Here is a 12,894-nt window from a genome sequence, read left to right as displayed (position 1 = left end):
CGTCGAAGAAGTGGGTGACGAAGCGAATGGTCGGCGCGGCAGCGAGAAAAGTCTCGCTTTGATACCCGAAGTGGCTCCCTCGCGTGCTTCAGGTATCACCAGCAGCTACTTCTTTGCCTCTCACCCCCGCGCCAGCAGCGCCGCCACGCGCTCGCGCAGGGGCTCCGGCTGCACCTGGCGCGCCGGCACCTGCGCGCCCACGTTCAAGCCCACGCGGTTGAACATGCCGCGCCGGAAGGGCCGCACCATCGCCCCGCCGCTTTCGATGCGGCTGAAGTACGAGCCCCACAGGTGCGTAAGCGCCATGGGCACGACGGGCACCTCCAGGCCCCCCGCGCGGGCACGCTCGATGATCTTCATGATGCCGCCCTTGAAAGGCTGCAGCTGCCCGTCGCGGGTGATGCCGCCTTCGGGGAAGATGGCCAGCAGGTCGCCCTCCCGCAGCACCTGCGCGGCGCGCTCGAAGGCCGCTTCGTAGGTGGCGGGGTCGTCCTTTTGCGGCGCGATGGGAATCGCCTTGGCCAGGCGAAACAGCCCGCCCAGCAGCGGCACGCGAAAGATGCGGTGGTCCATGACGAAGTAGATGGGCCGGGGGCTGGCGGCCATCAGCAGCACGGCATCGACGAAGCTCACGTGGTTGCACGCCAGGATGGCGGCGCCCGTGGTGGGGATGTGCTCGTCGCCGCGCACCTGGAAGCGGTACACCAGGCGCGACAGCACCCAGGCGACGAAGCGCAGCAGGTATTCGGGCACCAGCAGAAAGATGTAGAACGCCACCACGGCGTTGGCGATGCCCGTGAACAGAAAGATCTGCGGCACGGTGAAGCCGGCCGACAAGAGCGCACCGGCCAGTACGGCGCTGGCGATCATGAACAGGGCGTTCAGGATGTTGTTGGCGGCGATGATGCGCGCGCGGTGCGTGGGCTGGCTGCGCAGCTGGATCAGTGCGTACATGGGCACGCTGTACAGGCCAGCGAACAGGCTCAAGCCGGCCAGGTCGGCCATCACGCGCCAGTGCCCCGGGTCGGCCAGGAAGGCCGCCAGCCCCATGACCTGGCCGCCGGCGGGCGCCGCCGCGCCGCGCGAGGCGAAGTACAGGTCGATGGCGAAGACGCTCATGCCGATGGCACCCAGCGGCACCAGGCCGATCTCCACATGCCGGCGCGAGAGCACCTCGCACAGCAGCGAGCCCGTGCCGATGCCGACGGAAAACACCACCAGCAAGAGCGACGCCACCTGCTCGTTGCCGTGCAGCACCTCCTTGGCAAAGCTGGGGAACTGCGACAGGAACACCGCGCCGAAGAACCACATCCACGAGATGCCCAGCAGCGAGCGGAACACCACCAGGTTGCTTCGCGCCAGTTGCAGGTTGCGCCAGGTTTCGCTGACCGGGTTCCAGTTGATGACCAGGCCCGGATCGGTGGCGGGGGCGGCAGGAATGACCTGCGCCACCGCGCGCCCGACAAGCGCCAGCAGCACGCAGGCCACGGCCACGCTGGTGTGGCCCACCTGGGGCAGCGCCACCAGCAGCCCGCCGGCCACGTTACCCAGCAAGATGGCAACGAATGTGCCCATCTCCACCATGCCGTTGCCGCCCGTCAGCTCGCGCTCGTTCAAGGCCTGCGGCAGGTAGGCGAACTTCACCGGCCCGAACAGCGTGGAGTGCAGCCCCATCAGGAACACGCAGGCCAGCAGCACGGCCGCGCTGCCTGCGACAAAGCCGGCAGCGGCCACCAGCATGATGGCGATCTCCAGGTTCTTGACGAAGCGGATGATGCGCGTCTTCTCCAGCTTGTCCGTGAGCTGCCCGGCCGTGGCCGAAAACAGCAGGAACGGCAGGATGAACAGCGCGCCGATGACCAGGCCCGCCAGCGAGGGCGGCAGCCACGCCACCTGCAGCTGGTAGGTCACCATGACGGTGAAGGCGAACTTGAACAGGTTGTCATTCGCCGCGCCGGCGAACTGCGTCCAGAAGAACGGTGCAAAGCGCCGCTGGGCCAGCAGCGCGAACTGGTTGGGATGGGACTGCGCGGAGTGCTCGGTCATGGCAAGAGGGCCTGAAGGAAGGTGGCGCATTGTGCAAACAAAGCCGGCGCCGCCGATGACTCTTTGCGCCCGGCCCACGCGCCAGGCCACTGGTGGTATCGCGGTGGGATACTTTTGCCATGAGCACCACCACCGACCTGGTCGCCGCCCTGAAAGCAGAGCTGAAGGCCGCCCGCATGACCTACGCCGACCTGGGCCGCGCGCTGGGCATGGCCGAGTCCAGCGTCAAGCGCATGCTGGCGCGCGGCGAGATGCCGCTGTCGCGCGTGGACGCCATCTGCCGCGCCTTGAGGCTCGACTTCGCCGACCTGGCGCGGCGCGTGGCCGACAGCCAGCCCCTGCTGCACGAGCTGACGCAGGAGCAGGAGCGCGCCGTGGTGGCCGACAAGAAGCTGCTCTTGATGGCGATTTCCATGCTCAGCCAGTGGACGCTGGCCCAGGTGCTGACCACCTACCGCCTCACCGAGGCTGAGGGCGTGAAATACTTGGCGCAGCTGGACCGCATCGGCATCATCGAGCTGCGCCCGGGCAACCGCTACCGCCTGAAGCTCGCCAAGACCTTCCGCTGGCGTCCGCGCGGCCCGGTGATGGAGTATTTCCGCGAGCACGCGCTGCTGGACTACTTCGGCGGCGCCTTCGACGGCCCGGGCGAAGGCGTGCTGCTGGTGCACGGCAGCATCGCGCGCAGCCAGGTGGCGGCCTTCACCGAGCGCATGCAGCGCGTGGCACAGGACTTTGCCCAGCAGCACCTGGCCGACCAGCGCCTGCCCGAGGCCGAGCGCGAGGGCTGCACGCTGCTGATGGCGCTGCGCGGCTGGGAGTTCGAGGCCTTCACCGCCATGCGCCGCGTGGCGCCCGCGCCGCAGCGCCCGCCGAGCCGGCAGGCGTAAGCCAAGCATCTATCAAAAAAGAGAGCTGCCAGCGCTTGTCCAGCAAGGGCTGGGGGGCTATTTGACCTCTATCTTTCACAGCAGGCTCACTCCGTTTGTGACGTTTGCTCACAAACATTTGCGCCCACGCTACCGAGGCGCAGGCCAGCGTTCACGCAGGCGCGGGACCATGGCTGGCATCGGGTCACCGAATCCAACCAGGGAGATCACTATGAACCGCATCACCTCCACCCTCGCCGCCGCAGCCACCGTCCTGGCCCTGGGCCTGGGAGCCAGCGGCGCCGCGCAGGCCGCGCCCAGCGCCACCGTCGTCATCCAGACCGGGCCGCACGCCGCGCAGCCGGCCTATGTGGTGCAGACCGCCCCGCCCCCGCCGCGCTACGAGCGCGTGCCGGCTCCGCGCCGCGGCATGGCCTGGTCGCAGGGCCACTGGGAATGGCGCGGCCACCGCTACCAGTGGGTACCCGGCACGTGGGTGCGCGTGCGCCATGGCCAGCACTATCGCCAGCCACGCTGGGAGCAGCGCCATGGCCAATGGCAGTTCAACCAGGGCGGCTGGGACCGCGACCGCGACGGCGTGCCCAACCGCTACGACCGCCGTCCCAACGACCCGCGCCGCCATTGATGGCACGCCCTGCTACCATGCGCGCTGCAGGAGAGCCAGCGGCCGGTCACGGCTGCTGCACCGAAGGCGCAAACTCCCATACACGCTCAGGTACCGTACTGCACACACAGCAATAGCCGTCTGGAGAGCCGCCCGCGCAACGCAGGGCGCACCGAAGGAGCAAGCCCGCAGCGCACCCAGCGCACAGGCGAATCTCTCAGGTCACAAGGACAGGGGGAGCGGCAGCCAGACCATGGCGCCGCCCTTTTGCTATCAATTGAATAGCTGCCAGCGCGCGCCCAGTCTGCGCAAACCTTGAAAAAGGCTTGTAAGACCATGCGAGTGATCGTCCTGGGTGCCGGCGTCATCGGCACCACCTCCGCGTACTTCCTGCAGCAGCTCGGCCACGAGGTCACGGTCATCGACCGCCAGGCCGTGCCCGGCGCCGAGACCAGCCTGGCCAACGGCGGGCAGATCTCCGTCAGCCACGCCGAGCCGTGGGCCAACCCGAGCGCGCCGCTGAAGGTGCTGTCGTGGCTTGGCAAGGAGGATGCGCCGCTCTTGTTTCGCCTGCGCGCGGACATGCGCCAGTGGCTGTGGGGCCTGCAGTTCCTGCGCGAATGCACGCCGGCGCGCACACGCCACAACATCCACCAGATCGTGCAGCTGGGCACCTACAGCCGCGATGTGCTGCGCGAGCTGCGCGAGCACCTGGGCCTGCAGTACGACCAGCGCACCCAGGGCATCCTGCACTTCTACACCAGCGCGCGCGAGTTCGACGGCGCGCTTGCGCCCGCCGAGCAGATGCGCGCCCTGGGCTGCGAGCGCCAGGTGGTCAGCGCCGAGGAAGCCATCCGCATCGAGCCGGCCCTGGCCGCCATGCGCGATCGCCTGGCCGGCGCCACCTTCACGGCCGAGGACGAATCGGGCGACGCGCACCTGTTCACGCGCGAGCTGGCCCGCGCGGCCGAGGCCGCCGGAGCGCGCTGGCGCATGGGCTGCCACATCACCGCCCTGCGCGAGGCAGGCGGACGCATCGACCACGTGGAGATCACCAACGAAGAAGGCCGCTACGAGCGACTGCAGGCCGACGCCTATGTGCTGGCCCTGGGCGCGCACAGCCCGCTGCTGGTGCAGCCGCTGGGCATCTCGCTGCCCATCTACCCGGCCAAGGGCTACTCGGTCACGCTGCCCGTGCGCGACGCCGCCCTGGCCTACCAAACCAGCCTGACGGACGACGAATTCAAGCTGGTCTTCTCGCGCTACACCAGCGCCGCCCAGGGCGGGCGCGCGGCGCGCGACGTGCTGCGCGTGGCCGGCACTGCGGAGCTGAACGGCTATTCGCGCGCCTTGAGCGAGGTGCGCTGCGCGGCCATCGTGCGGCGCGTGGAGGAGCTCTTTCCCGGCGCCGCCGACACCGCCGCAGCGCAGTACTGGTCGGGCCTGCGCCCGGCCACGCCCAGCAACGTGCCGCTGATCGGCAGCACGCGCGTGCCCAACCTGTTCTTGAACACCGGCCACGGCACGCTGGGCTGGACGCACGCCTGCGGCTCGGGCCGCTCCATCGCGCGCATCGTCAGCGGCCTGGCACCGGAGCTGGACTTCGCCTTCTGCGGCCCGCAGGGCGCAGGCGCCGGTGTGCAGCCGGCGCAGCTGCCGGCCTGAAGCGTCTGCCACAGCGCCCGCAGTCACTCATTTTTGATAGCTGCTGGCGCTTGACTGGCGGGCGTTAGAGCTGTTTTTTAGCAGATTTCTTGGCAGCCGCCTTCTTGCCTGCCGCCGGCTCAGCCGCGGTGGCGGTGGCGGCGCGCCCGGCGCCGGGGCTGGCGGGCGCCGCGGCATCGCCGCCGGCGGCCTGCGCCCACTGCGTGGCCATGTCGCTGGCGGTCTTGAACGCACCGCCGGCCATGTCGCGCGTGGCGTCGAACGCGGCCTGCTGCGTGGCCGCGTCCTGCATGGCGTGGGCGGCGATCTGCTGGAACTGGTGGGTGAGCGCGCCCCACCACTGCAGCGGGTCGGCAGCGCCCGGCGCGGCGCCGGCAGGCTCGCTGCTGCCTTGCGGCGCTGGCTGCGGCTGCGGCGCGGGCCGTGGCGGCGCTGCCGGGGCGGGTGCGGGCGACGCAGCTGCCGCACCCATGCCACCCAAAGCCGCGGCCACGTCGCCCACGGCCACGTTCATGCCGGCCAGCGTGGCCAGGGTCATCTTCTGCACCTCCAGCGCCTGCACCGTGGCGGTGAGGGCGCGGGCGTTTTGCTCCAGCCAGAACTGCACCGCCTTGAGCTCCTGGATGCGCCTGTCCAGCTCCTGGACGCTGGCCGTAGGGGCCACCCAGCCGGGCAGGCCCGGCATACCGCCAGCGGCGCCCTTGGCAAGGCTTTGCAAAAAGTCGAACCCCGGCACGAAGCGTGCGAAGCCGAAGGGAGAGTTGTCGCTCATGGCCGTTGCTCCTTGGTTGGCGGTGCCCTGCGCGATGCGCTGGCGCCGCCAGCTTAGCGCCGATGCGCGCACCCTCCAACTGCGCCGCCGCAGTGCTGCAGCAGTGCGAATGCGTGGTTTTCTGACGCACGCAAGCGGCTGCGGCTGCGCCACGCCCGGGATAGCGCCCTAGAATCCGCTCACCAGCACGGGCTGGGCCTGTACAGCAACTTCAGACAAGCAATCAACCACATCATGGCAACTGCAAAGAAAACCACCGCCGCGCCGGCCAAGAAGACTGCTTCGGCCAAGTCCGCAGCTCCTGCAAAGGCCGTGCCCGCCAAGAAGGCGCCTGCCGCCCTCAAGCCGGTCAAGGACGTCTTCAACAAGACCACGCTGGTCGCCCACTTGTCCGAGCAGTCGGGCGTGGAGTCCAAGAACGTAAAGGCCGTGCTCGCGGCGCTGGAAGGCGCCATCCTGGCTTCCGTGCACAAGAAGGGCTCGGGCGAGTTCACCCTGCCCGGCCTGCTCAAGATCAACCTGCACCAGGTCGAGGCGCGCAAGAAGCGCCTGGCCAAGGACCCGTTCACGGGCGAGGAGCGCTGGTTCGCCGCCAAGCCGGCCTCGGTCAAGATCAAGACCCGCGCCCTCAAGAAGCTCAAGGACGCCACGGCCTGAGCGGCAGCGGCACAACACGAAAAAAGCAGCCTCGGCTGCTTTTTTTGCGCCCATGCGGTGCGCGCCGCGCTACGCGCCCGCCGGCGGCTGCAGGTACAGCTGCGCCAGCCGCTCGCGCGCGGCATCGTCCAGCCGCAGCTGCTGCGTCAGGTAGCGCGCCAGGCTGCCGTGGTCGCGCTCCACGGCGTCGAAAGCGGCCTGCAGAAAGCCGGCCTGCACCTGCCAGATGACGTCCAGCACCTCCTGCGGCGCCGAGCCCTGCACCGCCTGCGGGCGGCGGTACAGACCGTTGGTGAGCAGGTAGTCCTGCATCACCACGTCTTCGGGCACGCCCAGCGTGCGCAGGATCAGCGCGGCAGCAAAGCCGGTGCGGTCCTTGCCGGCGGTGCAGTGAAAGACCAGCGGCGTGTCTTCTTCCAGCAGATGCGCGAACAGCGCGGCGAACTGCGGGGTGTTGTCGGAGACGAAGGCGCGGTAGGTGTCCTCCATCAGATGGCGGGCCACCGGCGCGGTCATCTGCTGGCCGGCCTGCGCCATTTCCTTGGCGCGCTGCACCACCGTGGGCTCGATCGGCAGCGCGTGGTAGTGCACGGCGGCCAGCGAGTAGGACTGGGCGGCGCTTTCCAGCTGTCCGCGCAGGTCCACCGCACGGGCCAGGCCCAAAGCGGCCAATGCCTGCGCGTCCTGCGCCGTCAAAGCGGCCAGGTGGTCGGAGCGAAACAGCCGCCGCCAGCGCACCAGGCGCCCGCCCTGCGCCGCATAGCCGCCAAGATCACGAAAATTGGATGCCCCGGAGAGCGCAACGCTGCGTGTGAAAACAGTCATGCGATGCACTGTAGTGCATGGGCATGACGGGAAGGCACGGGGGGGAGAAAGTGGCGCGGCTGGCGGGGATCGAACCCACGACCCTTGGCTTCGGAGGCCAATACTCTATCCACTGAGCTACAGCCGCTTTGAAAAGGCACTGGCGGGCGCGGTGCGCCAGCCAAGCCGCGCATTATCGCATGCCCGTCAGGTGGCAAAGCCCAGGCCGTGCAGGTACACGTCCACCACCTGCCGGCCCGTGGCGCGTAGCGCAAAGGGCGCGCCGTTGAGCACCCAGGTCTGCAACAGGCCGTCAAACAGGGCCCACAGCCCGGTTGCTGCGGCAGACAGCTCCAGCGGCAGCGTGACGCGCTGCTGCTCGGCCGCCTCGCCCAGGTCGCGTGCCAGCATGGCGTGAAAGCGCGCCTGCGAGGCCAGATGGCGCTCGCGCACGCCGCTGAGCTCGCTCACGTATTCCACACGGTACATGGCAATCTCAAACACCCGGCGCGTATGCTCGTCGTTTTCGATGCTGCCCAGCAGGTGGTCCACCAGGGCGCGCAGCCGCTGCAGCGGCGCTGCTGCGGAGCAGGCCGCGTCGCCGGCGTTGCAGGCCGATTCCAGCGGCAGGGTGACGCGGTCCATCATGGCGTTGAAGAGATGTGCCTTGTCCTTGAAGTGCCAGTAGATAGCTCCCCGCGTGGCGCCTGCGGCCTGCGCGATATCGCCCAGCGAGGCCCGGGCCACGCCCTTGTCATAGAACACGCGCTCGGCCGCATCCAGCAGGCTGCTGCGCGTGGCATCCGCATCGTCCTTGGTGCGTCGTGCCATGGATGTTGCCCTCCAAAATCAGCGCTGATTATACATTCGCGAATGTATGTACAATCGCCCACCTTGCAAAGTTGTCATTGACGGGTGTCAGCATCTGCGGTTTTGCCAGCAGCCTGCCCGTCATCAAAAGCATCACGCCCTCCAAAGGACCTCCATGCCACGCCAGAACCACGCGACCGCTCGCGCCGCCCGCAAGCCCCTGACCCTTTTGTCTCTTGCACTCGTCGGCGCCCTTGCCCTGAGCGGCTGCGGCAAGAAGGGGGGCGACGCCTCCCAGGCGGCTGCCGGCGCCACCCCGCCTCCGCCCCAGGTGGGCGTGGTGACCGTACAGCCGGGCAACATTGGCCTGGTGACCGAGCTGCCGGGGCGCCTGGAAGCGTCGCGCGTGGCGCAGGTGCGCGCCCGCGCCGCCGGCATCGTGCAAAAGCGCCTGTTCACCGAGGGCAGCGAGGTCAAGACCGGCCAGAAGCTGTTCCTGATCGATAGCGCACCCTACGAGGCCAGCCTGGCCCAGGCCCAGGCCGGCGTGGCCCAGGCCCAGGCTTCGCTGGCGCAAAGCAAGGCGCTGGCCGAGCGCTACAAGCCCCTGGTGGAGGTGAACGCCATCAGCCGCCAGGAGTACGACAACGCCGTGGCTGCGCAAAAGACGGCCGAGGCCAATGTCGCAGCGGCCAAGGCTGCGGCGACCTCCGCCAGCATCAACCTGGGCTATGCCACCATCACGGCGCCGATCTCCGGGCGCATCGGGAGGGCGCTGGTGACCGAGGGCGCGCTGGTGGGGCAAGGCGCCGCCACCGAGCTGGCCGTCATCCAGCAGGTCGACCCGCTCTACATCAACTTCACCCAGTCTGCCGCCGACGCCCTGAAGCTGCGCGCGTCCCTGGCCAGTGGCCAGTACAAGCAGGCGGATAAATCCAGTGTCGAGGTGAGCGTGGTGCTGGAAGACGGCAGCGTGTACCAGCACCCGGGCCGGCTGCTGTTCACCGACCTGTCGGTGGACCCGACCAGCGGCCAGGTCACGCTGCGCGCCGAAGTGCCCAACGCCGAGCGCTCGCTGCTGCCCGGCCTGTACGTGCGCGTGCGGCTGGAGCAGGCGCAGGTGGGCAACGGGGTGCTGCTGCCGCAGCAGGCCGTCACCCGTTCGGGCAGCGGCGACACGGTCATGGTGGTGGGCGAGGGCAACCAGGTCGCGCCGCGGCCGGTCAAGCTGGGCCCGGCGCAGGGCTCGGACTGGGTGGTGCTGCAGGGCCTGAAGGCCGGCGATCAGGTCATGGTGGACGGCTTCCAGAAGCTGCCCCGCGGCAAGCCGGGCTCGCCCGTCGTCGTCACGCCCGTGCCGTGGAAGGCGCCCGGCAGTGCCTCGGCCGCCCCTGCACCTGCTCCCGCTGCCAGCCAGGCCGCCGCATCCGCAGCCCAGCAATAACAACAACCAAGAAACCACCAGGAATCAGGAGCGCGGTACATGGCCAAGTTCTTTATCGAGCGCCCCATCTTTGCGTGGGTGATCGCCATCTTCATCATGGTGTTCGGCGCCGTCGCCATCACCCAGCTGCCGATCGCGCAGTACCCCGCGGTGGCCCCGCCGACCATCCAGATCTCGGTGGCCTACCCTGGCGCCACGGCGCAGACGCTGGAAGACAGCGTGCTGTCCGTCATCGAGCGCGAGATGAACGGCGCCACCGGCCTGGCCTACGTGGAGGCCACCAGCCAGGCCAACGGCACCGGCTCCATCGTGCTGAGCTTCGAGCCTGGCACCAATGACGACCTGGCCCAGGTGGACGTGCAAAACCGCCTGGCCCGCGCCACGCCGCGCCTGCCGGCGGCCGTGACGCAGCAGGGCGTACGCGTGGAAAAGTCGCGCTCGAACTTCCTGATGTTCTCGGTGCTGACCTCCGAGAGCCCGGACGTGAGCATTGATGCACTGAATGACTACGCCGCGCGCAACGTGGTGCCCGAGCTGCAGCGCCTGCCCGGTGTGGGGGGGGTGACGCAATTCGGTGCCGAGCGCGCCATGCGCATCTGGGTGGACCCGGCCAAGCTCAAGGGCTTCAACCTGTCGCTGGACCAGGTGAGCGCTTCCATCCGTGCGCAGAACGTGCAGGTGTCCGCCGGCAACCTGGGCGAGTTGCCCAGCACCTCGGACCAGACCATGACCGCCACCATCGTGGTCAAGGGCCAGCTCAACACGCCCGAGGAGTTCGGCAACGTGGTGCTGCGCGCCAACACCGACGGCTCTACCGTACGCCTGCGCGACGTGGCAACCATCGAGCTGGGCTCGCAGAACTACAGCACCAGCGCGCGTCTGAACGGCAGCCCTGCAGTAGGCATGGGCGTGCAGCTGACGTCGTCGGCCAATGCGCTGGCCACGGCCAAGGCCGTCAAGGCACGCCTGGCCGAGCTGGAACGCTTTTTCCCGCAGGGGGTGAAGTACGCCATCCCCTACGACACCTCCACCTTCATCGCGGTGTCCATTGAAAAGGTGGTGGAAACGCTGCTGGAGGCGGTGCTGCTGGTGTTCCTGGTGATGTTCCTGTTCCTGCAGAACTTCCGCTACACCATCATCCCGACCCTGGTGGTGCCCGTGGCGCTGCTGGGCACGTTTGCCACCCTGCTGGCCTTGGGCTTTTCCATCAACGTGCTGACCATGTTCGGCATGGTGCTGGTGATCGGCATCGTGGTGGACGACGCCATCGTGGTGGTGGAGAACGTGGAACGCATCATGAGCGAGGAAGGCTTGCCGCCGCTGGCCGCCACGCGCAAGGCCATGGGCCAGATCTCGGGCGCCATCGTCGGCGTGACGGTGGTGCTGATCTCGGTGTTCGTGCCGCTGGCCTTCTTTGCCGGCTCCACGGGCAACATCTACCGCCAGTTCGCCGTCACCATGGCCACGTCCATCGCGTTCTCGGCCTTCCTGGCACTGTCGCTCACGCCGGCGCTGTGCGGCACCCTGCTCAAGCCCCTGGCGAAGGGGCATGACGAGAAGAAGGGTTTCTTCGGCTGGTTCAATCGCGGCTTCAAGCGCACCACACACCGCTACGAGTCGGGCCTGTCGCGCCTGGTGCGCCGCGGCGGTCGCATGATGATCATCTACGCGGCGCTGATCGGCGCCGTGGCCCTGGTGTACAACCGCCTGCCCAGCTCCTTCCTGCCCAATGAGGACCAGGGCTTCGTGATCACCAACGTGCAGCTGCCGCCCGGCGCGGCGCTGGGACGCACCCAGGCCGCCATGGCCAAGGTGGAGGAATTCATGCTGGCCCAGCCCGAGGTGGCCAACATCGTGACCGTGGCCGGCTTTTCCTTCTCCGGCCAAGGGCAGAACGCAGGCCTGGCTTTCGTGACGCTCAAGGACTGGGGCGAGCGCCGCGGCGCCGAGCATTCGGCGGAAGCGCTGTCAGCCCGCGCCACCGGCGCCCTCTACGGTTTGCGCGATGCCTTCATCTTCACCATCAGCCCGCCACCTATCCCCGAACTAGGCGCGGCCTCGGGCTTCACCTTCCGCCTGCAGGACCGGGGGAGCAAAGGTCACGACGCCCTGGTGGCGGCGCGCAACCAGCTGCTGGGCATGGCGGCGCAGAGCCAGGTGCTGGCGGGCGTGCGCCCTGACGGCATGGAAGACGCGCCGCAGATGCAGATCGACATTGACCGCGACAAGGCCAGCGCGCTGGGGGTGTCTTTCGACACCATCAGCAGCGCTCTGTCCGCCGCACTGGGCTCGGCCTATGTCAACGATTTTCCCAACCAGGGACGCCTGCAGCGGGTGGTCGTGCAGGCCGACGCGCGGGCCCGCATGCAGCCCGAGCAGGTACTGGACCTGCCGGTGCTCAACAGCCGCGGCCAGGTCGTGCCGCTGTCCACTTTTGCCAGCACGCGCTGGATCACGGGCGCCATGCAGACCGTGCGCTACAACGGCTATCCGGCCATGAAGATCGCCGGCGGAGCCGCCCCGGGCCACAGCACGGGCGAGGCCATGCAGGAGATGGAGCGCCTGGCAGCGCAGCTGCCCGATGGCTTCGGCTTCGAGTGGACCGGCCAGTCGCGTGAGGAAAAGCTCGCCGGGGCGCAGGCCACCATCCTGTATGCCTTCTCGCTGCTGGCGGTGTTCCTGTGCCTGGCGGCGCTGTACGAGAGCTGGTCGATTCCGTTTTCGGTGCTGCTGGTGGTGCCGCTGGGCGTGCTGGGCGTGCTGCTGGCCACGCTGCTGCGCGGCATGTCCAACGACGTGTATTTCCAGATCGGCCTGGTGACCATCATCGGCCTGTCGGCCAAGAACGCCATCCTGATCATCGAATTCGCCAAGGACCTGCAGGCCCAGGGCAAGGGCGTGATCGAAGCGGCGCTGGAAGCGGCGCATCTGCGCTTTCGCCCCATCATCATGACGTCGCTGGCCTTCACGCTGGGCGTGGTGCCGCTGTTCATGGCCTCGGGCGCCAGCTCGGCCAGCCAGCGCGCCATCGGTACCGGCGTGATCGGCGGAATGATCACCGGCACCTTGCTTGCCGTGATCTTCGTGCCGGTGTTCTTCGTGCTGGTGCGCAGCTTCTTCAAGGGCAGCGAGCGCCAGCGCGAGCATGACGCCAAGCTGGCCCAGCAGCACGTCAACGAAGCCTGAGCACGACACCTGTCCT

The 12,894-nt window shown here is 68.5% G+C and carries 10 protein-coding genes, 1 tRNA gene and 1 riboswitch; of the genes, 6 read left to right on the top strand and 5 right to left on the bottom strand.

Annotation, left to right across the window (positions count from 1 at the left end; all coding sequences use genetic code 11):
- Positions 1-120: 120 nt before the first annotated feature.
- On the bottom strand, positions 121-2,046 hold the full coding sequence (locus C7H73_RS03360; protein ID WP_227001403.1) for an MFS transporter: 1,926 nt from the start codon (positions 2,044-2,046) through the stop codon (positions 121-123).
- A gap of 119 nt (positions 2,047-2,165) precedes the next feature.
- On the opposite strand from C7H73_RS03360, the gene C7H73_RS03355 reads away from it, so the two are divergent.
- From C7H73_RS03355 to C7H73_RS03345, 3 genes are all read left to right on the top strand, one after another.
- Positions 2,166-2,936, top strand: coding sequence for a helix-turn-helix domain-containing protein (locus tag C7H73_RS03355; protein ID WP_106845358.1), 771 nt, complete (start codon positions 2,166-2,168; stop codon positions 2,934-2,936).
- Positions 2,937-3,147: 211 nt separating this feature from the next.
- Positions 3,148-3,561 (top strand): YXWGXW repeat-containing protein, encoded by a 414-nt coding sequence (locus C7H73_RS03350; RefSeq protein WP_106845357.1) that lies wholly within the window; start codon positions 3,148-3,150, stop codon positions 3,559-3,561.
- Positions 3,562-3,671: 110 nt separating this feature from the next.
- Positions 3,672-3,784: riboswitch (glycine riboswitch) on the top strand.
- Positions 3,785-3,876: 92 nt separating this feature from the next.
- Complete coding sequence (locus tag C7H73_RS03345; RefSeq protein WP_106845356.1) at positions 3,877-5,205, top strand: D-amino acid dehydrogenase; 1,329 nt, start codon at positions 3,877-3,879, stop codon at positions 5,203-5,205.
- Between the two features lie 64 nt (positions 5,206-5,269).
- Here the strand turns inward: C7H73_RS03345 and C7H73_RS03340 are convergent, their stop codons facing one another.
- Positions 5,270-5,977: a PhaM family polyhydroxyalkanoate granule multifunctional regulatory protein gene (locus C7H73_RS03340; protein ID WP_106845355.1), complete on the bottom strand. Its 708-nt coding sequence runs from the start codon at positions 5,975-5,977 to the stop codon at positions 5,270-5,272.
- 234 nt (positions 5,978-6,211) lie between these two features.
- On the opposite strand from C7H73_RS03340, the gene C7H73_RS03335 reads away from it, so the two are divergent.
- Positions 6,212-6,634: an HU family DNA-binding protein gene (locus C7H73_RS03335; RefSeq protein ID WP_106845354.1), complete on the top strand. Its 423-nt coding sequence runs from the start codon at positions 6,212-6,214 to the stop codon at positions 6,632-6,634.
- 69 nt (positions 6,635-6,703) lie between these two features.
- Here the strand turns inward: C7H73_RS03335 and C7H73_RS03330 are convergent, their stop codons facing one another.
- The 3 genes from C7H73_RS03330 to C7H73_RS03320 form a co-directional block, all read right to left on the bottom strand.
- Complete coding sequence (locus C7H73_RS03330) at positions 6,704-7,459, bottom strand: tyrosine-protein phosphatase (RefSeq protein WP_106845353.1); 756 nt, start codon at positions 7,457-7,459, stop codon at positions 6,704-6,706.
- A gap of 51 nt (positions 7,460-7,510) precedes the next feature.
- Positions 7,511-7,586: transfer RNA gene (locus tag C7H73_RS03325), tRNA-Arg, on the bottom strand.
- A gap of 59 nt (positions 7,587-7,645) precedes the next feature.
- Positions 7,646-8,269 carry a TetR family transcriptional regulator gene (locus tag C7H73_RS03320; RefSeq protein ID WP_106845352.1) on the bottom strand — a complete coding sequence of 208 codons (624 nt, stop codon included), beginning with the start codon at positions 8,267-8,269 and terminating at the stop codon, positions 7,646-7,648.
- Between the two features lie 154 nt (positions 8,270-8,423).
- Between C7H73_RS03320 and C7H73_RS03315 the strand changes: the two genes are divergently transcribed.
- Both C7H73_RS03315 and C7H73_RS03310 read left to right on the top strand, forming a co-directional pair.
- On the top strand, positions 8,424-9,692 hold the full coding sequence (locus C7H73_RS03315) for an efflux RND transporter periplasmic adaptor subunit (protein WP_106845351.1): 1,269 nt from the start codon (positions 8,424-8,426) through the stop codon (positions 9,690-9,692).
- Positions 9,693-9,731: 39 nt separating this feature from the next.
- Positions 9,732-12,878 (top strand): efflux RND transporter permease subunit, encoded by a 3,147-nt coding sequence (locus C7H73_RS03310; RefSeq protein WP_106845350.1) that lies wholly within the window; start codon positions 9,732-9,734, stop codon positions 12,876-12,878.
- The last annotated feature ends 16 nt before the right edge of the window (positions 12,879-12,894 follow it).

The organism is Pulveribacter suum (assembly GCF_003013695.1).
In the GTDB taxonomy this organism is placed as follows: Bacteria; Pseudomonadota; Gammaproteobacteria; order Burkholderiales; family Burkholderiaceae_C; genus Melaminivora; species Melaminivora suum.
This window is presented reverse-complemented; position numbering and strand designations above follow the sequence as displayed.

Bases quoted from the DNA above. Each gene is read 5' to 3' on its own strand.
- C7H73_RS03360 (WP_227001403.1), bottom strand. From the start codon at position 2,046: ATGACCGAGCACTCCGCGCAGTCCCATCCCAACCAGTTCGCGCTGCTG.
- C7H73_RS03355 (WP_106845358.1), top strand. From the start codon at position 2,166: ATGAGCACCACCACCGACCTGGTCGCCGCCCTGAAAGCAGAGCTGAAG.
- C7H73_RS03350 (WP_106845357.1), top strand. From the start codon at position 3,148: ATGAACCGCATCACCTCCACCCTCGCCGCCGCAGCCACCGTCCTGGCC.
- C7H73_RS03345 (WP_106845356.1), top strand. From the start codon at position 3,877: ATGCGAGTGATCGTCCTGGGTGCCGGCGTCATCGGCACCACCTCCGCG.
- C7H73_RS03340 (WP_106845355.1), bottom strand. From the start codon at position 5,977: ATGAGCGACAACTCTCCCTTCGGCTTCGCACGCTTCGTGCCGGGGTTC.
- C7H73_RS03335 (WP_106845354.1), top strand. From the start codon at position 6,212: ATGGCAACTGCAAAGAAAACCACCGCCGCGCCGGCCAAGAAGACTGCT.
- C7H73_RS03330 (WP_106845353.1), bottom strand. From the start codon at position 7,459: ATGACTGTTTTCACACGCAGCGTTGCGCTCTCCGGGGCATCCAATTTT.
- C7H73_RS03320 (WP_106845352.1), bottom strand. From the start codon at position 8,269: ATGGCACGACGCACCAAGGACGATGCGGATGCCACGCGCAGCAGCCTG.
- C7H73_RS03315 (WP_106845351.1), top strand. From the start codon at position 8,424: ATGCCACGCCAGAACCACGCGACCGCTCGCGCCGCCCGCAAGCCCCTG.
- C7H73_RS03310 (WP_106845350.1), top strand. From the start codon at position 9,732: ATGGCCAAGTTCTTTATCGAGCGCCCCATCTTTGCGTGGGTGATCGCC.